Consider the following 18948-nt stretch of genomic DNA (forward strand, 5'->3'; position numbering starts at 1 on the left):
ACCCATTTGGCGCGCACTAACGTTTCGCGAAATCCGAGTGCCGTGGTGTACTGCCGTCACAGTAGTGACATACAGGGAGAGAGAAACATGGCAATTAAGCCTCCGCTGACGGAGCTGCCGATCAAAACCGCGGATGTCGGTTTTTATCGCGGTTTTAGCGTCAACGTCACAGTCATAAGTAAAATCATAATCAGCATCCTCGTGGTGTGGTGCATCTTCTGGCCCACACAATCAGGCCGGGTGCTTGGAGGGCTCAATAGTGTAATTCTGTCGAACTTTGCTGCATGGTACATCTGGGTCGTCGCCTTCTTTATTATCGTGTGTTTTGGCCTCGCGTTGTGGCCGGCCGCGGGCAAGCTCAACTTGGGCCAGCCGGGCGAGGGACCTGAATTCTCGAATTTCTCTTGGTTTTCGATGATGTTTGGCGCCGGAATCGGCGTTGGTATGCTGACGTGGGCGGTGGCTGAACCGGTTGCGCACTTTGGCTCGAACCCCGAAACCATTCAGGGCATCACCACAGGGGGTGCCGCGGACAACGTGCGCATGGCCTACAAGTAGTCTTTCTTGCATTGGGGTCTGGGTGCCTGGGCATGCTACGCCGTCGCGGGCCTGTCATTGGCCTTCTTCAGCTACCGTCGCGGACTGCCGCTGACCATCCGGTCGGCGATGACGCCTCTGTTCGGCAAATCATTGTCGGGCGTTCTTGGTCACATCATCGATATCGTTGCCGTCGTTGCGACCATCCTCGGGGTGGCGCAAACGCTGGGCTTTGGTGTGGATCAGTTCGTCGCGGGTCTGACCCGGATCGGTATCGGCGGTCTTGTGGACGCTGAAAACAACGCCAACATGACAGGTATCATCGTGGCGTTGTGTGTCATCATGGGGGCCTCGACCATTTCGGCTCTTTCTGGTGTGGGCAAAGGCATCAAGTGGCTGTCCAACATCAATATGGTGTTGTCCATTGTTCTGCTTGGCTTCTTTATCATTTTCGGCGCCACCTTCTTTGGCGCCACAGCGTTCATTGTGGGCATCTGGGACTACCTGATTGCGCTGCCACAGATGAGCTTCAATGTCTGGTCATCAGACGGCGTCGAGGGTTCTGAGAGTTTCTTGCTGACACAGTGGCAGGGCTGGTGGCCAGTGTTCTACTGGGCATGGTGGATCGCATTCGCACCTTTCGTCGGGCTATTCCTTGCGCGTATCTCGCGCGGTCGGACAATCCGCGAATTTGTGTTGGGCGCGATGATCGTCCCATCGATCATGTGCTTTGTCTGGTTCGCATGGGCCGGTGGCACAGCGATCGACCTGGAACTCAACGGTGGCGCAAATGGCGTGATCTTTGATGCGGGCAACGGCGACAAGATCTTTGCCATGACCGAATTCATGCTGGCACCAATTGCTCAGGCTCTGGCGTGGGGAATGGCGATGCTGATCGTGATCTTGCTGATGACCTTCCTTGTGACTTCGGCCGACTCCGCTGTTCTGATCGTAAACACGATCAACGCAGCTGGTGACGAGGGGCCAAAGGCGCGTCCACATATCCTTTTCTGGGGCGCTGCTCTGGGTCTGGTTGTAGCAGGATTGCTGATCTCGGGGGGCACCAGTGCCATTCAGACAGCTATGGTCATCGGTGCGCTGCCGTTCTCGGTGGTGATGGTCTTGATGTGCATCTCGCTGATTAAGGCGGTGTTTAACGACAGCCGTCGCGAAGCGGCTGGTGTGCCTTCGGTTCACTCTGAGATCGAAGGAGCCACCGGCAACGGACTGTCTCCGGCAGAGTAACGCCAAATCGCGCCCGCGCGGCGTATGAAAAACAAAAGGGTCCCAACTATCGCGGTTGGGGCCCTTTTTCGTTGCAAAGATACGGCTTCAAGATGAATGCGGATCAGAGGGCTCTGCATGCTCAGGTTGTGCCTCATCGATCGTGTTCAGAATACGGCAGCGTCTGTTTTGACACGCCCTGCGGGAAGTTTAAATACTCCCGTAAATGTAGAATAATCGTCTAATTCGTTCAAATTGCTTAAAATTTAATCTGCCCCAGTGTTATCGCAATTGGGCCAATATGTGACCCAAGTCCGTGGCTAGCTTGATCTCAATACAACAGTTCAACCACTGAATGGGAGACGCAAAATGCGCTCACTAATGATCACGGCAAGCCTCTGCATCGCAGCGTCGGCGGCCAGCGCCGGACCAAACTATTTGGATAGCAATTCCAACATGACCCTGAGCAACGGTTGCGTCTACACACCCAGCCCGGCGGGCACAGCAAACACTTGGGCGCTGATCTATGCAAGCACCGGGCCGGCAGCCTCCTGTGCCTTTCAGGTCTATACACAGCCGACTTTCGTGTCGCGTGCCGAGGCTTCAAGCCTGACATTTACTCAGACCGCCAGTATCGCAGTTGAACCTGAGTATCTTGTCGGCGTCTTCCGCTAACGCGACGCACTTATGAACCAAGCGCTCCCGTCAGGGGGCGCCCGGGTTTTGGCCCAAGGGGCCATACCGCATTTTCCTGCCATTGGCGGCAGGTGTCTCGATCTCGCCCCAACGGCGTTTGATTTATCGACGACGTAACGTTTCCGCGCACAAGTATACACGCAACGTCTTGCGGTCTGCGCGTGTTTCCATAGTCTTGGCCCAACTCAGGTAAAGGCTGTTTTGAATGTCTCTCGATCTCGACTTTGTTCGCGCGCAGTTTCCGGCGTTCGCAGAACCCTCTTTGCAGGGTCAGGCTTTTTTTGAAAATGCCGGGGGCAGCTATGCGTGCTCACAGGTCATCGACCGACTGACGCGCTTTTACACGCAACGCAAAGTGCAGCCCTATTCAGACTACAACGCCTCGCGCCTTGGTGGCGAAGAGATGGACGAAGCCCGCACGCGCATGTCAGCCATCCTCGGGGTCGAAGGGGATGAGTTAAGCTTTGGCCCGTCAACAACCCAAAACACCTACGTCCTCGCGCAGGCGTTCGGACAAATGTTGCGTCCCGGCGAGGCGATTGTTGTGACCAACCAGGATCACGAGGCCAACACAGGTCCATGGCGTCGTTTGACCGAGCGCGGAATCGAAGTCCGCGAGTGGAAAGTCGACCCTGCCACAGGCCATCTGGATCCGGGTGCGCTCGAGCACATGCTGGACGAGTCAGTACGTCTTGTCTGTTTTCCACACTGTTCGAACGTGGTCGGAGAGATAAACCCGGTCACCGAAATCACTGCACTGGCACATGCGGCGGGTGCATTTGTTTGTGTGGACGGCGTATCCTATGCCCCGCACGGATTTCCTGATGTCGGTGCGCTGGGTCCAGACATCTACCTGTTTTCCGCCTACAAGACCTACGGGCCGCATCAGGGTTTGATGGTCATCCGCAGAACGCTTGGGGAACTGCTCCCCAATCAGGGGCACCATTTCAACGCTGACAGCCTCTATAAACGGTTTACGCCCGCAGGTCCTGATCATGCGCAAGTCGCGGCTTGCGCGGGGATGGCCGACTATGTCGATGCGCTTTATGCCCATCACATTCCGGACGAGACAGGCGACGCGGGCACCCGCGGACAGGTGGTGCATGATCTGATGCGCGCGCGCGAAGTCACAGCATTGGCTCGCGTTTTGGATGCGTTGAAAGAGCGCAACGATTTGCGGGTCCTTGGTCCGACAGATGCCGACGTGCGTGCCCCCACCGTTGCATTGGATCTAGGGCGCGATCCGGTCGCTGTGGCTGCCCAATTGGCGGATCATGGAATCATGGCGGGGGGCGGGGATTTCTATGCGGGTCGTGCGCTAGAGGCGATGGGAGTGGACCCGACCAGAGGCGTGTTGCGCCTCAGCTTTACCCATTACACCAATGATCAAGAGGTGGATCAGCTGCTGGGCGCCCTCGAAACGGTTTTGTGAGGCGACTTTCTGCACCGCGTGTTGATCCAGGCCACGACGCGCTACGTAAGTCCTGTAAACAAAAGGATAACAGGCAGTGAGCACGCCCCCCATTATCATGTGGTTTCGCCGCGATTTACGCATGAGCGATCATGCGGCATTGACGGCGGCTTGTGCCGCTGGCGCGCCAGTCATACCGGTGGTGATCCGCGATAGGTCCGTCACCGATCTGGGCGCTGCGCCAAAATGGCGCTGGGGTCTTGGGGTTGCGCATCTGGCCGAAACGCTGGCCGGTAAGGGCAGCCGGCTGATAATGCGCACCGGCAACGCAAAAGATGTCTTGCAAGAGCTGATCAAGGAGACCGGCGCTAAATCCGTTTTCTGGTCGCGCCTCTATGATCCGGACGCGGTGACGCGCGACACCGAAGTAAAGGCAACTCTCAAGAAGCAAGGCATCGACACGCGCAGCTTTGGCGGGCATCTGTTGTTCGAACCCTGGACGGTCGAGACGAAGATCGGCGGATACTACAAAGTCTACACCCCGATGTGGAGATCGGTGAAAGGCCGCGACGTGGACGTACCACTGCCTACGCCAGCACATATTCCGGCTCCTGACACTTGGCCGCACAGCGACGACATCGCCGAATGGGCGTTGGGCGCAGAGATGCAGCGTGGGGCAGATATCGTGTGCTCTCATGTCCGTCTTGGCGAAGGTGCTGCGCAATCCCGTCTGGGCACGTTTATCGACGAAAAGGTCGCGCACTACGATCAGGGTCGCGATTTGCCCGCTACAGACGGCACGTCTGGTTTGTCCGAAAACCTCGCCTTGGGAGAGATCAGTCCGCACCAATGCTGGCATTCAGGCTTGCGTGCGCTGCATGAGGGCAAAGCCGGGGCAGAGACATTTCTGAAAGAATTGGTCTGGCGCGAATTTGCCTATCATCTGATGCATCACACACCCCGCATTCTGGATCAGAACTGGAAACAAGACTGGGACGCTTTTCCTTGGAACACGGATGCGCACAGCACCGAAGTGACGGCATGGACGCGAGGGCGCACAGGTATCCAGTTTGTCGATGCTTCTTTGCGCGAAATGTACGTGACCGGCCGGATGCACAACCGGGGCCGCATGATCGTGGCAAGCTACCTGACCAAACACCTGCTTACCCATTGGAAGATAGGTCAAAAGTGGTTCGAGGACTGCCTGATCGACTGGGATCCGGCCAGCAATGCGATGGGTTGGCAATGGTCTGCAGGTTCGGGGCCGGACGCGACGCCCTATTTCCGTGTGTTCAACCCGGTGACGCAACTCGACAAGTTCGATCGCAACAGGGACTATGTGTCGCGATGGATTGCCGAAGGGCGCAGCAAGCCGCACAAAGATGCGCTTAGCTATTTCGACGCGATACCGCGCAGTTGGGGCATGTCGGCCAGCGACACTTATCCCAATCCGATTGTGCCAGCGGACGAAGGGCGCAAGCGCGCGCTCGGCGCTTATGAGAACAAAGGGTTCTGAGGTGTCTGCGTACCCACCACACGTCTCGCGATTGATCCAGAAAAACGCGCCTGACACGCAGGCAACTGGACCAGTTAATCACCTACAAACACGTGCCTTTATGCAATACGCGCCATCAATCAGTTGCGCGAAACATCCTGTCTGGCTAGCGTGCAATAATTGCGAACGGGAGAGCGCATGATCAAGACCACCACCGATGGCGAGCAAAACCTGCCACGCTACTTTGCCCGCGCCTTTGCGATGTTAAAGGATCTGAATACGGGCCGCATCGATTTCGTGCTGCCAGACGGACGCCGCTTTCGCGCCGAAGGGCACAAGCCGGGCCATGTCGCCGAGGTGCATATCCATAACAATGATCTCTTTGCGCGCCTGATCCGCGAGGGGGATCTGGGGTTTTGCGACGCCTACCTTGATGAATGGTGGTCTACGCCCGACCTGCAAGCCTTTATGGACTGGGTCCACGCGGACAACGAAGCGATTTATGATGGGTTTCCGGGCCTTGGCCTTGTGCGCCAGTTCGAAAAGTTCCGATTTTGGTTGCAGCGCAATCACCGCGATCAGGCGCGTAAAAACATCAGCTATCATTATGATCTGGGCAATGACTTTTACGGGTTATGGCTGGACGACACGATGACCTATTCCAGCGCTCTGTTCAAAACAGGTCAGGAAAACCACGAAGCCGCCCAAATCGCCAAATACGCCAGCATGGTGGATCAGATGGGCGCACAACCCGGTGACCATATCCTTGAGATTGGCTGTGGCTGGGGTGGGTTCGCCGAATACGCCGCACGAGAACGTGGGTTGAAGGTGACGGGGCTCACAATCAGCGAAGAGCAGTTTAAGTATGCGCAGGATCGCATTGAAAAAGCTGGGCTTTCGGACTTGGTTGAGTTCAAGCTGCAAGACTACCGGGATGAAGTGGGTCTTTATGACGGGATCGCGAGCATCGAAATGTTCGAGGCTGTAGGACAGAAATATTGGCCCGTCTATTTCGACACCGTGCGCGAGCGTTTGAAACCCGGCAAGAACGCCACTTTGCAGATCATCACCGTCCAAGACAACCGATGGGACGTCTACCAGCGGGGTGTAGATTTTATACAGAAGTACATATTTCCCGGTGGCATGTTGCCCAGCCCCAAAGCCCTGCGTGCGCAGATATCAAAGGCCGGTTTGGGCATCGAACGCTCTGTGGAGTTTGGCGAAAGCTACAACATCACGTTGCGCCGATGGCACGAAACGTTCAACGACAAATGGGACCAGATTGCCGAAATGGGCTTTGACGACCGGTTCCGCAGAATGTGGAATTTTTACCTGACGTCTTGTGCTGCGACGTTTGAAAGTGCCAACTGTGACGTAACGCAGATCACGATTAAACGACCCGGGTAGAAATATGAAGGAAATGTACGATGCCTGACGCAGCCCGATTAATGGCAGCCGGTGGCATGGGGGTGCTGGGCTTCATTGTGTCTTTCATGGTTATGGGGCTGCCCATTTTCGAAGAAGACACAAACTTTGGCTGGTTCGTGCACGTGAACGTCGTAGTTGGCGTCATTGTGGGTTGGACAGTCATTGGCAGCCGCGCCGGGCGCGGTACTGTTTCCGCAATAAATGTTGGCCTGACCGCACCCGTGGTGTTGGTGTTCTGGTGTCTGTTCATTCAGTCCTGCAACGAAATGACCCGCATTGCGATGAAGAACCGGTATGACAACGCATTCGAGGCCCTCGTCGACATTTTTGAAATTGGGGCCGATTGGGCGATTGAGATGGCGACCATCCCGATCTGGTCCACCCTTCTGATCGGTGGAATGATCGTGGGACTGATGACCGAATACGCTTGGCGAACCTGGCGATAGGTCCATGAAAACCCTATTTTTTTACGGCACGATGCGCCATCTGCCGCTGTTGGAATGCGTATTGGGGCGTGGGTCTGAACACCTGGACTACGCCGAAGGGGTGTTGCCCGACCACACCGTATTGGCAGCACAAGACGGCCCTTTCCCTGTGCTCATCAAATCGAACGGAGACGAGGTGCACGGCCTCAAAGTCAAGGGACTGACAGAACCGGACATCGCGCGCCTTAACTTTTATGAGGCGGGGTTTGACTACGATATCCAAGACTACGCGCTGGCCGACGGCAGCCGCGCCGACGTCTATATGCCAACCCCGGATGTACGTGCCACAGACACCCCTTGGGACTTTGACGGGTGGGCGAAGCAATGGGCCGCTATGAGTGTCGCCGCGGCGGAGGAAGTCATGGATGGGTTTGGCAACTTGTCCCCGGAAGTGATCACGGCGCGCTTTCCTCAGATTCGAAAACGGGCGTGGAGCCGGGTTCTTGCCCAGTCCGAGCGCCATGGGGCAGGGGTGCTGAACGGCCGTGTCGATATGATCAAACGGTGGCGTGCCCATACCGGTTTCTTTGGTTTCGATGAACTAAGACTGCGGCATGAGACGTTTGACGGCGAAATGTCGGACGTTCTCGACCGGTCCGTTTTCGTCTCCAGTGACGCAGCCCTTGTGTTGCCATACGACCCGGTGCGCGATCGCGTTTTGCTGGTGGAGCAAGTTCGTATGGGCCCGATAGGGCGCCATGACCCTGTGGCTTGGCAGATGGAACCGGTCGCTGGGCTCATTGATCCCGGCGAAATGCCCGGTGACACCGCCCGGCGCGAGGCGCGCGAAGAAGCTGGGTTGGAACTGCAGCATCTGGAGGCCGTGGGTGACTACTATGCCTCTCCCGGCGCGACGACCGAGTACTTTCATATGTTCGTCGGCTTGTGTGATTTGCCCAGTACGCAAGCTCGAGTCGGCGGTGAAACCGAAGAGGGTGAAAACATCCGCGCTCATGTCATGCCGTTCGAGGCACTTTTGGACATGGCCGAAGAGGGCCGAACGGGCAATGTCCCGCTAACAATGTTGACGTACTGGTTGGCCCGGCATCGTGATCGCTTGCGCGCACACGCTGCGGGTTGAGGTCGTAGGGCGCGCCCGCTACACCAATAAAGTAACACCACCCGAAAGGATCGCCGCCATGCGCTTTGCCCCTGATCTGGCCGCCGCCGTTGGAAACACCCCTCTTATCAAGCTACGCAAGGCCAGCGAGTTGACTGGCTGCACAATTCTGGGCAAGGCCGAATTCATGAACCCGGGCCAGTCGGTCAAGGACCGTGCTGCGCTGTCGATCATTAAAAACGCTGTCGCGAGCGGAGAGTTGCGCCCCGGGGGAACCATCGTCGAAGGCACGGCGGGAAACACCGGGATTGGCTTGGCCGTGGTCGGGGCCTCAATGGGGTTCAAGACGGTGATCGTCATCCCTGAAACCCAAAGTCAGGAAAAGAAGGATATGTTGCGCCTTGCGGGTGCGGAGCTTATCCAGGTGCCAGCAGCACCCTATCGCAACCCCAACAATTTTGTGCGTTATTCCGGGCGTTTGGCGGCCGAACTTGCCAAAACAGAACCGAATGGAGCGATCTGGGCAAACCAGTTTGACAATGTGGCGAACAAGCAAGCGCACATCGACAGCACGGCACCCGAAATATGGGAACAAACAGATGGAAAAGTCGACGGTTTCATCTGCGCCTGCGGGTCGGGAGGTACGCTTGCGGGCGTTGCCGAGGTGCTCCAACCCAAGGGGGTAAAAATCGGACTGGCCGATCCGGACGGTGCGGGCTTGTTTAGCTACTACACCACCGGAGAGATCTCAATGCAGGGTGGTTCCATCGCCGAAGGGATTGGGCAGGTGCGCATCACCAAGAACCTCGAAGGGTTCAAACCAGATTTCTGTTACAATGTTTCGGACGCCGAAGCGCTGCCAATCGTGTTTGACCTACTGCAACACGAAGGGTTGGTCATGGGAGCATCGACAGGGGTGAACGTGGCAGGTGCGATGCGTCTTGCACGGGATCTGGGGCCCGGACACACCATTGTGACGATCCTGTGTGACTATGGAACACGTTATCAGTCCAAACTGTTCAACCCCGAATTCCTTAAGGAAAAGGGACTGCCCGTTCCGGATTGGCTGGATCGTGCGCCTGCCAGCATCCCCGGCGTGTTTGAGGACGTATGATGGCACGGAGCGCGGTGCGCGCAGCTGTTGCTGCGTTCGCTTTTCTGATTTGGGTCGGCATCGGTGCTGCACAAGACACAGCGCCAGATTACGCCGCGTGGCAGACCGTTGCCGAGCGCGCAGAAGAAGCTGTTGAGAATGCCGAAGCTTCAAATCAGGTATTGGAAGATCTGCGCGCCGAAATCGTGGATTGGCGCCAAGAGTTCCAAGGCCAGTTAAACAGCAATGACAACCGTATCGCTACTTTGCAGGAACAAGTGGAAGCGTTGGGTCCATCCCCGGAAGAGGGCGAGACCGAGGCCGAAGAAATCGCGAACCGGCGCGCGGAGCTGAACGCCCAAATTGAGCGGCTCACCACGCCACGTCGCATCGCCGAAGAAGCGTTTAGTCGCACCAATGGAATAATTTCTGAAATCGACCAGATTATCCGTGACCGTCAAGCCAACGCCCTGCTGGATGCAGGCCCATGGCCGATCAATCCGGCACACTGGGCAGATGCCATTCGCCAACTGCGCCACAGCGCACTTGCGGCGGTAGCGGGCGCCCAGCAGTCATGGGGAACCCCATCACGGCGGGAACAAGCCCGCGATAACCTGCCACTCGTGCTCTTTTTGATAACGCTTGGAGCCATTCTTCTGGCTCGGGCGCGTCGTTGGTCGGAATGGCTGGCACAGCGGTTGCTACGCGATGACAACCGCGCAACAGCGCAAATTGCTGATTTTGTTGTCTCCCTTGGCCAGATCATTCTGCCGATGCTGGGCTTGTGGGCGATTGTACGCGGTGCCGGAGCAACGGGCTTATTTGCAGCGCGGGGCCAGTCACTGCTGGATACATTAGAGGCCGTTGGTTTTGTGCTCTTTTTCACGCTTTGGCTGGTGGGTCGGGTGTTTCCGCGTGACGATTTTCATCGCAGCGGGCCGGGCGGTCTGACGCCCAGACGGCGCGCCGAGGCAAGGCTTTATGTGCTGGCAATGGGCGGAATGCTCGCGTTATACGTCCTGCTTTTGGAGCTGTCACAGTTCGATCGCTATAGCCGTGCGACTGATGCCGTCCTGCACTATCCACTTACCTTAGTGGCAAGCCTGCTGTTGATGCGGATGGGCTGGATCATGCGTCAAGCGCGCCGCAACATCGGCGAAGAAGATATCGCGGCAGATCGAGATTTATACCTGCGGTTTGTCGTGTGGCTTGGACAGGTCCTGATTGTTGTAGGGGTTGTCGCCCCGGCCTTGGCAACTTTTGGATATGGAAACGCGGCCGAGTACCTGATCTATCCCACCATCGTCACATTGTACCTCTTCGGAACAGTCCGACTTTTGCAGGTACTTGTTTATGATATTTTCAGGGCCGTCTCCGGAAAAGATAGCATCGATGACAGCCTGATCCCGACACTCAGCAGCTTTGTCCTTGTGCTTGCCGCCTTGCTTGTTTTGCCGCTGATCTGGGGCGCTCGGGTGACGGACATGTCCGAAATGTGGACGAGGGTGCGTGGCGGACTGACCGTTGGCGGCATAACCATTTCCCCGGCCAGCTTTTTCACTTTGATCATCGTCTTTGGCTTGGGCTACGCGATCACAAGAGCGACGCAAAATGCGCTCAAGGTGGCCGTGCTGCCCAAGACTCGGATTGATCCGGGCGGACAAGTCGCGATTGTCTCGGGGCTGGGATATGTTGGGATATTCCTTGCCGGTCTTGTGGCCATCACGTCTGCTGGTATGGATTTGTCGAACCTTGCGATTGTCGCGGGCGCGTTGTCGGTCGGCATCGGCTTTGGTTTGCAGACCATCGTCAGCAATTTCGTCTCTGGGATTATCCTGCTGATCGAGCGTCCTATCTCAGAAGGCGACTGGATCGAAGTGGGCGGGCAGATGGGTTATGTCCGCTCGATTTCAGTGCGTTCGACCCGGATCGAGACCTTTGACCGCACCGATGTGATTGTCCCGAATGCTGATCTGATTTCGGGAACAGTGACCAACTTTACGCGCGGCAACACCGTGGGCCGCGTTATCATACCAGTGGGCGTGGCCTATGGCACGGATACCCGCCGTGTCGAAGCCATCTTGCGCGAAATCGCCGAAGCACATCCAATGGCACTGATGAACCCGCCCCCCGCGATTGTCTTTGCAGGGTTCGGGGCGGACAGTCTTGATTTCGAAATCCGTATGATCTTGCGAGACGTGAACTGGATGCTCGTCGTGAAGAGCGAGGTCAATCACCAGATTGCAGCGCGGTTTACCGAAGAAGAGATCGAAATTCCCTTTGCTCAAAGGGACGTATGGCTGCGCAACCCAGAGGCGTTGAAAACGGACACCAAAAGCACCCCTTCAGCGCCTGCCGCTCAGGAACCGCCAGCGGCCACCCCAGTACCCGAGTTTGACCCAGATGTTGACGGTGACGGTGACGGCGATGGAGAAGGGAGATGACGAAAGCCCTTTTTCGTGAAGACGCCTATCTGCGACGTGCCGAGGCTCGGGTGCTGGCGCATACGTCCGAGGGTGGCATTGTGCTGGATCAAAGCAATTTTTATCCAACCGGTGGTGGCCAACCTGGCGACAATGGGGTGCTGCATTGGGATGACGAAAGCATGGCAATAGCCACGGCAATCAAGGGTGAGGGCGAGACCATCATCCTTGTGCCCGCCGAACCGCGCGCATTGCCCCAAGTTGGCTCCGTGGTCGAACAAGCAGTCGACTGGAAGCGTCGTTATGGACACATGCGGATGCACACCGCTCTTCATCTGCTGTCGGTTGTGGTCCCGTTCGGAGTCACGGGCGGTTCAATAGGGGCAGAGCGCAGCCGACTGGATTTCGATATGGCAGACGCGCCAGAAGACCGCGCGGCCCTTGAGGCGACGCTGAACGCGCACGTAAGCGCCGATCTGGGCGTCAGCGAGGAATGGATCACCTCAGCGGAACTTGAAGCCAATCCTGGGATGGTTAAAACGCTGTCCGTGCAACCTCCGCGTGACGCCGGACAAATCAGGCTGGTCCGGATCGGCGACGGCACCGACACCATCGACTTGCAACCGTGCGGCGGAACGCACGTGACCAGCACAGGTGAAATCGGCCCTCTGCGCATCGGTAAGATCGAAAAGAAGGGGCGGATGAACCGCCGCATCTATCTGCATCTGAACGGCTAACCATTGGAGTAGGGGACGGCCCTTGAGATGACGGTGGTATTCCCAGAAGTGCGTTAGAATGCAGGGCGGTTCGTGGGTTGCCCTGTAATAAAGGCGGGTTCAGTCGCAAATTACGTTTATGGTCGTTTCCAATACGGCTACCCGCTGTCAACAAATGAACGCAACGCAAATATTCTTTCGTCAACCCGCTTGCGTTCGGGTGGCAGAATTGGGTAAACCGCCCGCACGGACAGGTGGCCGAGTGGTCGAAGGCGCACGCCTGGAAAGTGTGTAGGCGGGAGACCGTCTCCAGGGTTCGAATCCCTGTCTGTCCGCCAGATACCCCCGCAATATGTTTTTTCTATTGATTTTTTTTCCGTGGTCAATAATCTTACCCGCCAATCTGAAAAGTGCTAGGATTCGCAAGCTGATCAGCCGTTTTTGCAGGCTCCCAAACTTGTGTCCAGCGCGAAGACGCAACCAAGCCCCCGGCGTCATGCTGCTGTCGGGGGCTTTTCAATTTCAGAGATCGCTAGGCTCTGGACCTAGAAGGCCAAAAGCTGATGATTGGCGGCAAAGCGGACCTTGGGCGCTCCGTAGCGAACGTCTGGTTAGAGCCCAAAGCGGACGGAAGGAAATCGCGCCTTTCGCATGTGCAGCAAGCTGAGCGCCTTGGCTACGCGCTGCATAGCAGCAAGAAAAGCAGACATTGGTCTCGACCGCAGGGAATTTCGAGGGGTCTATGACCGAGTTGCGGACGAAGCCGCCGTTCGCCTTGGATTGCACCTGCGACCGCCTTGCGGACTTAGCCGCCTCCGGTTGCACACACGCCAATATCCGCTTCGAAGTCTGTTCAGTTGAAGTTCCTTCAAGATATCAAAATCTGCCATGAATGAGGAAATTCAACCAAGGCTGAAACCGCATCAATGCCTACCCGGTCGCTGTGTCGCGATGCCACAAGCTATACATGCAAAGAAACCCTCATTGGCAATCCACAGACGTGCAAAAAAATGCAAAAAACCACCTCGGTGGAAACAGTTTGGACGGGTATTGGAAACAGTAAAAATTGTTCTTTGACAGAGGCCTACAGGTTGCAATATACAGATGTGAAGTACAGAGATTTCCGAATATTCTGAGAAAATCGGCCCTGTTAAATGGTAAGATTAGAGAAGGACGATTATGAAACCGATTTATACCGCTCTTGTGGCGACAATAGTTGGGGCTCCAACTGCATACGCCGCCCCAGTAGACCTAATTGCCACTTTCGATGTAACCGCGTTTTCGTTCGCTCCTGAGGAACCGGCCGAAAACACTTTTGCAAATGATATCAGCGGTGGTTTCATGTCCCCGCAAACGGGCACTGGTCCGGGTGACACAGACTATGTCGACGGTGCCGCTGAACGCGAGCTGCGCGAAGAAATCTTCGTTGACGGCTTGCCATATGGCGGGGCTGAGTGGAACGGAGAGAACAACTCGGGTACGCCCGTTCCGATTTACTCGGCAGGAGCCAACGATCCATACGCGGGTGACAACTTCATCAATAAATGGGTCTTGCCTGAGAACGTTTGGGAATTTGACGAGATCACAGCGCGATTTGTCCTGGACAGTGATGATTTCGGGTTCGCAAATGTTTCTGAAAACATCAATGACGACGTCGTCGGCGAGAACTTCAGCCTGCTCGACTCAGATATTATCAACACACTTTTTGAAACCAACTCGCTCGGCTCCTTGTTTACAACAAATTCCGGCGAAGGAGCATTGGTTCGTACAACTGCTGCCGTTGCGCTAAACTCTACCGGCACCTTTGAAAATGATAATCTGCTTCAAGAAAACGATATTTTGGTCATTGCAGGTATTGAAGAAGGTGAAAGTGGTCCGGACAGTATCGGGCTCTTTGCTACCGTCTTTGTCGGTGACACAAACTGGTTTGAAACCGTGTTTTCGGACGAAGGCGAGGGCAACCTTCTCGATTCACTGGAAAACGAAAACTATGACTTGACGTCGCAATTTATTCTGGAAGAGCGACGCTGGGGTTTCGATGAAGTGAACGGTTACGTGCCTCTCGGGACACTCGAAATTGAAGGCGCACTTGCTTCGCTCACCACCGAAACCAGTGGTGCTTCCGAACAATCCGCGCTTCTGCCTGACGCAGAACCGTCAGAGGACGGCGGCTTCACGTTTGAGGTCGCCATCGAACAACTCATCAACGACGAAGGTATTGTCTGGATCGACCCCGACATTGCAACGGGCTATGTTTATCAAGCAACCCAGACCATCGCTGATGTCGAGCAAAATGCTGTTTTCACTGCGGTTCAAGCCCCGAGTCTCGACTTTGTGGATGACGCGGACGGGTACACACTGACCGTCACTCATATCGTTGATGATGATGGTAATCTGGTTGAGTTGCCCGATGTTGGTACGCGCCCAACCTATTCGATTCTGCCCGGTCAAACAGTGTCGTTCGATGAACGTGTTGGCATTTTTGAGCTGACGGGCATTTCCGAAGCCCTGATGTTGGATCCGGAAAACGGTTTGGTATTCCAAACGGGTCTGGGTTTCGAAACCACGGCGGGTCTTTTCAATATCTCGCAGACGCCGATTACCACCTTCATACCGGATGATGATCAATTGGCACCGGTGCCCCTGCCCATGCCGGCTCTGATGCTTCTGACGGGCCTTGGTGGTCTGGCAGCACTTCGCCGTCGTCGGAAGCAAGCATGACGCATGCCTCACGTCTCTGCGGAAAGGCGGCCCTCGTGGTCGCCTTTTTAGTTGCGGTCACACCGGGCTTCGCCGCAGATTCGGATGGACGTTATTCAGTCGAAGGTCCAGGCCGTCAAAAGTGTTCGTCCTTCCTATCTCTGGCTCAGGACTCTCGGGAGTACGCGATCTCAGCCGGGTATGTTTCCGGTTACCTCAGTGCGTCAAACGCGCTTGCATCTGATACTTTTGACATTACGCCGTGGCAGACCTTGGAATTGTCTTTGCTGCAAATCAGACAGTTCTGCGAGGGCAACCCAGAGGCAAGCCTAGCCGAAGGAATGGTGCAGTACACAGCATTTCTAATGCCTTGGCGCATTGCGTCACACGAAGACAAAACGTCCCTTCGAGTCGGCGAAAAAGTGGTGGTTCAATATCAGTCTGTTATTGAACGTATGCGCGCGTCGCTCAAAGAAAAGGGATTTGGTTCAGATGACGAACCGCTCGACGGTTTGAAAGACTACCAGCTGTCCATTGGCGTTGAGCCGACAGGGCTGCCAGACCAGTCAACCCTGACGCAGCTTTTTTCCCAAACCAGATGAGACTACTTTCTCTCATTTTGGGCTAATTGGCGACCCCAGCCTCGTTTTCGTATCATATCTAAGTACAGAACTTAAGCGACGGTGAGAGCTGCCGATGCCTCAAAAGGGCTATGTCCGTTCTGGGCTTGGAACCGTCATTCCCTGCTTTGTGCATTAACGTCTGCTTCGGGCTCAGAGCGGACATGCGGCGGCGCAGCGAGGTAAGCTTGGACTGCGCTCCATAAGCAGCCATTCCTGAAGCACAGGAAAATCAACACTTTCAACCGCGTGGCCCGATGCTCGGACATTCGGCTGTTTGAAGCGGTCGTTGGACTACGGGGCCCACTACGACGGCATTGAGCCCAAAGCAGCCTTGTCGCCAAGGGTTTTCATGTTGTCATAGATCAAGGCCGCTAACATGCACAAACATCAAACTGGACCACTCTGCAGGGGCTGATCAGAATTTTTGGTTGTGACTTACGGACATCAAGTCTAAAACAAGGCAGAAGTGTGACGGGCCTTGCCCTGTAATGAGGACTAGTTTTATGAAAACCTTGATTATCGCAGCTATTGCAGCTGCAAGCTTTGGAGCGGCTGCTCAAGCTTCGACCGTGAACCTCGTCGATAACGGCAGTTTCGAAGATACTCCAGACTTCAATGGAAGCTGGCGAGTGTTTCAGGGGACGGAATTGAGTGGTTGGGAAGTCCAGTCCGGCGCAGGCGTCGAAATCCAAACAAATTCTGTCGGCGGCGTTCTAGATACGCTCTGGGGCACGAAATACGTTGAGCTTGACAGCCACAACGGCAATGGTGGTGCGTCCACCGGGTCGTCCAATTCGGTGATCGGGCAGGACATTTTTCTGAGCGCTGGGAACTACTTGCTGTCGTTCTTCTATTCGCCCCGCGTGAACTCTATCGGAACCGATACCAACGGTATTGATTACAGCATTGCCGGCGTGAGCGGGTCCGCATCCGGCCCCAACGACGATTTCAGCTTTGGTGAATGGACGCTAATTGAGGAAACCGTCAAAATTGACGTGGGCGGCACGTATGAGCTCCTGTTTGCGGCGACCGGTGGCGATGAAACGCTCGGTGGCCTGATTGATAACGTGTCGTTGACCGCGGTTCCACTGCCTGCAGGTGGATTGCTTCTTCTCTCTGGCTTGGCCGGTGCTGCTGGCCTACTGCGCCGGAAAAAACGCGCCGCATAGGTTTACGCCCTGATGACCACCTTGGAACCAAGCGCTCCAACGTACGAGATACTGCAGAAGGGGTGTCGGTCTGCGCCGATGCTCTTTTTGCTTGTCTAAGTGAAATCGCTGGAAGCTGACCTTGGCGCAGCCGCACCCAAAGTCTTCATTGTCCGCAACTCAGACGTCCGACAGGTTCGCAGCGAACGGCAGCTTTGGGTTTTGCGGTTTTTAGCCACGTTGAATGTCCGCTTTCGGGACATCACGCTGCACTGCCGCGACCAGCTCCAAGATTTGGTGGATGCGAGGCGGCGAAGTTTTCTGCATCAGCATCAGGCTGCTTCGTCCGCAGAGCGGTCATTCGTGCACTACGCAATGAACGACTGCTTCTGGTCGTTTAACAGGTCCGGAGCCTAGGCCAGCAGGACAGTGTCGGGGTCCACCTCTGCCACCTGCTCGATCTGGCGGGCCTCATCGTAGACCTTGGCGCTGTTAAGCAGGGTTTTGGGATCGACCAATGATCCGAGTTTCAGAAAGCGCGCCTTTGTCATCTGCATGGCATCCAATTTTGCGTAGGCCTCAAGTTCCGCGCTAATGCAGCCCTTGCCGCTGGCTGTCGTCTGGGTGAACCCTAGCAACTCTGCCGCGTGCCATAGTTGGGCCATCTTGGCGCGCAGTCGGGCGATGTCGGCGAGGGTCAACACCTCGTGCGGCAGCCATGCCGTGGGTTCTCGGGCGCGGGTCAGGTCGTCGAATATCTCACGCTCGTCTGGCGATAGGTTTGCGTTGGCAGGCGGTTCGACCCGCATGTCGATTTGCGCGAACGCCTCGATACGGCGACGGGCCTCGTTTGATCCTGTGCGTCTGCCCATTTGATCCCTCTTTCTGGCTGCGGTTGCGGCCTGTTCTAGCTGTCATACTACACCATGCAGTATGTGGTATTTCTGATTTGAGAAAACTTGTTGGGTTAGGGTCGGTCTCCCAGCGTTCGGCGCACTTCTGACCCCGCCCCAAGCCGCCGACCATGACGTCTCGTGTGCGTTGGGGGCAATCGATCGCCGGTCTCGTCCCGAAGTTTGCCTGTTAGCGGTGCCGTGCCGTTCCTGGTGCGACTGTTCTCAGACCCACTCCTTGATCTTGGCCGTGCGCTGGCGGCCTGCAATTTGTCTTGAATTCGGTCCCATAGTTCGATGTCGATGATGGCGTCATGCTGACCGTCCCAGACCTTTGCTTTATGTCGGATTTTGCCGATGTAGATCGGGTTGCGGAGCAGTGCGTAGATGTGGCCGCGTGAGAATGGATTGTCCCCCTGGACCCGCCCAGATTTGAAGCGGTGCAATTTGGACCGCAAGCCCAACTCGTTGGCTTTGTGCATGACGGCATTCAGGCAGCTTAGTTCGTCATAGGGTCTTGTCAGAATAACTTGGCTTGAGCAGGGTAGGGCGGTCGCATAGCTTTCTTCCATGACCAAACCCGCCTCATTCAAATACTTCAAAACCAATCCCGAGATCATTCGTCTTGCAGTGATGCTGTACGTTCGGTTTCCACTTTCGCTGCGGAATGTCGAAGACCTGCTTTACGAACGGGGGATCGATGTCAGGCACGAAACTGTCCGTTATTGGTGGAATAGGTTTGGCCCGGTGTTTGCTGCGGAGATCCGAAAGCGCCGGATCGACGGCATGAAATCAAGCAAGTGGCGTTGGCACCTGGACGAGATGTTCGTGAAGATCAACGGCGAGAGACACTATCTTTGGCGCGCCGTGGACCACGAGGGCGAAGTCCTCGAGAGCTTCGTCACGAAGACGCGAGACAAGAAGGCTGCGTTGCAATTCTTAAAGAAAGCAATGCGTAAGCATGGTTGTCCAGATGTATTCGTCACGGATCTACTGGGCTCCTACGGCGCGGCGTT

General features: G+C 56.0%; 15 protein-coding genes, 1 tRNA gene and 1 pseudogene. 15 read left to right on the plus strand and 2 right to left on the minus strand.

The genetic code is table 11. The annotated features are described in order from the left end of the window. Positions 1–87: 87 nt before the first annotated feature. The 14 genes and pseudogenes from ABJD00_RS07430 (at position 88) to ABJD00_RS07495 (ending at position 17060) form a co-directional block, all read left to right on the plus strand. A pseudogene (locus ABJD00_RS07430) lies at positions 88–1782 on the plus strand (BCCT family transporter). Between the two features lie 348 nt (positions 1783–2130). After that, the gene (locus ABJD00_RS07435; RefSeq protein WP_413831545.1) at positions 2131–2436 is read left to right on the plus strand and encodes a hypothetical protein; all 306 of its coding nucleotides are present in this window, start codon (positions 2131–2133) and stop codon (positions 2434–2436) included. 226 nt (positions 2437–2662) lie between these two features. Continuing rightward, a complete protein-coding gene (locus ABJD00_RS07440) occupies positions 2663–3889 on the plus strand; it encodes an aminotransferase class V-fold PLP-dependent enzyme (protein WP_413831547.1) in 1227 nt (408 codons plus the stop codon). A gap of 97 nt (positions 3890–3986) precedes the next feature. Next, positions 3987–5384, plus strand: coding sequence for a cryptochrome/photolyase family protein (locus ABJD00_RS07445; protein WP_413831589.1), 1398 nt, complete (start codon positions 3987–3989; stop codon positions 5382–5384). 177 nt (positions 5385–5561) lie between these two features. Beyond that, positions 5562–6770, plus strand: coding sequence for a class I SAM-dependent methyltransferase (locus ABJD00_RS07450; RefSeq protein ID WP_413831549.1), 1209 nt, complete (start codon positions 5562–5564; stop codon positions 6768–6770). Between the two features lie 20 nt (positions 6771–6790). After that, on the plus strand, positions 6791–7237 hold the full coding sequence (locus tag ABJD00_RS07455) for a TrgA family protein (RefSeq protein ID WP_413831551.1): 447 nt from the start codon (positions 6791–6793) through the stop codon (positions 7235–7237). A gap of 4 nt (positions 7238–7241) precedes the next feature. Continuing rightward, on the plus strand, positions 7242–8357 hold the full coding sequence (locus ABJD00_RS07460) for an NUDIX domain-containing protein (RefSeq protein WP_413831553.1): 1116 nt from the start codon (positions 7242–7244) through the stop codon (positions 8355–8357). 58 nt (positions 8358–8415) lie between these two features. Continuing rightward, positions 8416–9450: a cysteine synthase A gene (locus ABJD00_RS07465; RefSeq protein ID WP_413831555.1), complete on the plus strand. Its 1035-nt coding sequence runs from the start codon at positions 8416–8418 to the stop codon at positions 9448–9450. Continuing rightward, positions 9450–11873: a DUF3772 domain-containing protein gene (locus ABJD00_RS07470; RefSeq protein WP_413831557.1), complete on the plus strand. Its 2424-nt coding sequence runs from the start codon at positions 9450–9452 to the stop codon at positions 11871–11873. The genes ABJD00_RS07465 and ABJD00_RS07470 overlap by 1 nt, the downstream gene beginning before the upstream one ends. Beyond that, a complete protein-coding gene (locus ABJD00_RS07475) occupies positions 11870–12589 on the plus strand; it encodes an alanyl-tRNA editing protein (protein ID WP_413831559.1) in 720 nt (239 codons plus the stop codon). Before ABJD00_RS07470 ends, ABJD00_RS07475 begins: the two co-directional genes overlap by 4 nt. Before the next feature lie 227 nt (positions 12590–12816). Further along, positions 12817–12906 (plus strand) — tRNA-Ser (locus ABJD00_RS07480). An 841-nt stretch (positions 12907–13747) separates the two neighbouring features. Next, positions 13748–15289 carry a hypothetical protein gene (locus ABJD00_RS07485; protein WP_413831561.1) on the plus strand — a complete coding sequence of 514 codons (1542 nt, stop codon included), beginning with the start codon at positions 13748–13750 and terminating at the stop codon, positions 15287–15289. After that, a complete protein-coding gene (locus tag ABJD00_RS07490; RefSeq protein WP_413831563.1) occupies positions 15286–15870 on the plus strand; it encodes a hypothetical protein in 585 nt (194 codons plus the stop codon). Before ABJD00_RS07485 ends, ABJD00_RS07490 begins: the two co-directional genes overlap by 4 nt. Before the next feature lie 524 nt (positions 15871–16394). Next, a complete protein-coding gene (locus ABJD00_RS07495) occupies positions 16395–17060 on the plus strand; it encodes a VPLPA-CTERM sorting domain-containing protein (RefSeq protein ID WP_413831565.1) in 666 nt (221 codons plus the stop codon). 392 nt (positions 17061–17452) lie between these two features. Here the strand turns inward: ABJD00_RS07495 and ABJD00_RS07500 are convergent, their stop codons facing one another. Together ABJD00_RS07500 and ABJD00_RS07505 are read right to left on the minus strand one after the other, a co-directional pair. Continuing rightward, positions 17453–17911 (minus strand): hypothetical protein, encoded by a 459-nt coding sequence (locus tag ABJD00_RS07500; RefSeq protein WP_413831567.1) that lies wholly within the window; start codon positions 17909–17911, stop codon positions 17453–17455. 95 nt (positions 17912–18006) lie between these two features. Continuing rightward, positions 18007–18552: a recombinase family protein gene (locus ABJD00_RS07505; RefSeq protein ID WP_413831569.1), complete on the minus strand. Its 546-nt coding sequence runs from the start codon at positions 18550–18552 to the stop codon at positions 18007–18009. Here ABJD00_RS07505 and ABJD00_RS07510 point away from each other — a divergent pair. Next, positions 18503–18948 (plus strand): IS6 family transposase (locus ABJD00_RS07510; protein WP_413858170.1); only part of this gene is annotated, 446 nt, incomplete at its 3' end. The two genes, ABJD00_RS07505 and ABJD00_RS07510, sit on opposite strands and share 50 nt — an antisense overlap.

Origin of the sequence: Tateyamaria sp., assembly GCF_039945315.1 — a bacterium.
Classification (GTDB): Bacteria; Pseudomonadota; Alphaproteobacteria; order Rhodobacterales; family Rhodobacteraceae; genus Tateyamaria.

What these genes read in the sequence shown, in the direction of transcription:
- ABJD00_RS07445 (WP_413831589.1), top strand. Translation starts at nt 3,987, where the DNA reads ATGTGGTTTCGCCGCGATTTACGCATGAGCGATCATGCGGCATTGACG.
- ABJD00_RS07485 (WP_413831561.1), top strand. Translation starts at nt 13,748, where the DNA reads ATGAAACCGATTTATACCGCTCTTGTGGCGACAATAGTTGGGGCTCCA.
- ABJD00_RS07450 (WP_413831549.1), top strand. Translation starts at nt 5,562, where the DNA reads ATGATCAAGACCACCACCGATGGCGAGCAAAACCTGCCACGCTACTTT.
- ABJD00_RS07455 (WP_413831551.1), top strand. Translation starts at nt 6,791, where the DNA reads ATGCCTGACGCAGCCCGATTAATGGCAGCCGGTGGCATGGGGGTGCTG.
- ABJD00_RS07490 (WP_413831563.1), top strand. Translation starts at nt 15,286, where the DNA reads ATGACGCATGCCTCACGTCTCTGCGGAAAGGCGGCCCTCGTGGTCGCC.
- ABJD00_RS07505 (WP_413831569.1), bottom strand. Translation starts at nt 18,552, where the DNA reads ATGATCTCGGGATTGGTTTTGAAGTATTTGAATGAGGCGGGTTTGGTC.
- ABJD00_RS07460 (WP_413831553.1), top strand. Translation starts at nt 7,242, where the DNA reads ATGAAAACCCTATTTTTTTACGGCACGATGCGCCATCTGCCGCTGTTG.
- ABJD00_RS07435 (WP_413831545.1), top strand. Translation starts at nt 2,131, where the DNA reads ATGCGCTCACTAATGATCACGGCAAGCCTCTGCATCGCAGCGTCGGCG.
- ABJD00_RS07495 (WP_413831565.1), top strand. Translation starts at nt 16,395, where the DNA reads ATGAAAACCTTGATTATCGCAGCTATTGCAGCTGCAAGCTTTGGAGCG.
- ABJD00_RS07440 (WP_413831547.1), top strand. Translation starts at nt 2,663, where the DNA reads ATGTCTCTCGATCTCGACTTTGTTCGCGCGCAGTTTCCGGCGTTCGCA.
- ABJD00_RS07500 (WP_413831567.1), bottom strand. Translation starts at nt 17,911, where the DNA reads ATGGGCAGACGCACAGGATCAAACGAGGCCCGTCGCCGTATCGAGGCG.
- ABJD00_RS07465 (WP_413831555.1), top strand. Translation starts at nt 8,416, where the DNA reads ATGCGCTTTGCCCCTGATCTGGCCGCCGCCGTTGGAAACACCCCTCTT.
- ABJD00_RS07475 (WP_413831559.1), top strand. Translation starts at nt 11,870, where the DNA reads ATGACGAAAGCCCTTTTTCGTGAAGACGCCTATCTGCGACGTGCCGAG.
- ABJD00_RS07470 (WP_413831557.1), top strand. Translation starts at nt 9,450, where the DNA reads ATGGCACGGAGCGCGGTGCGCGCAGCTGTTGCTGCGTTCGCTTTTCTG.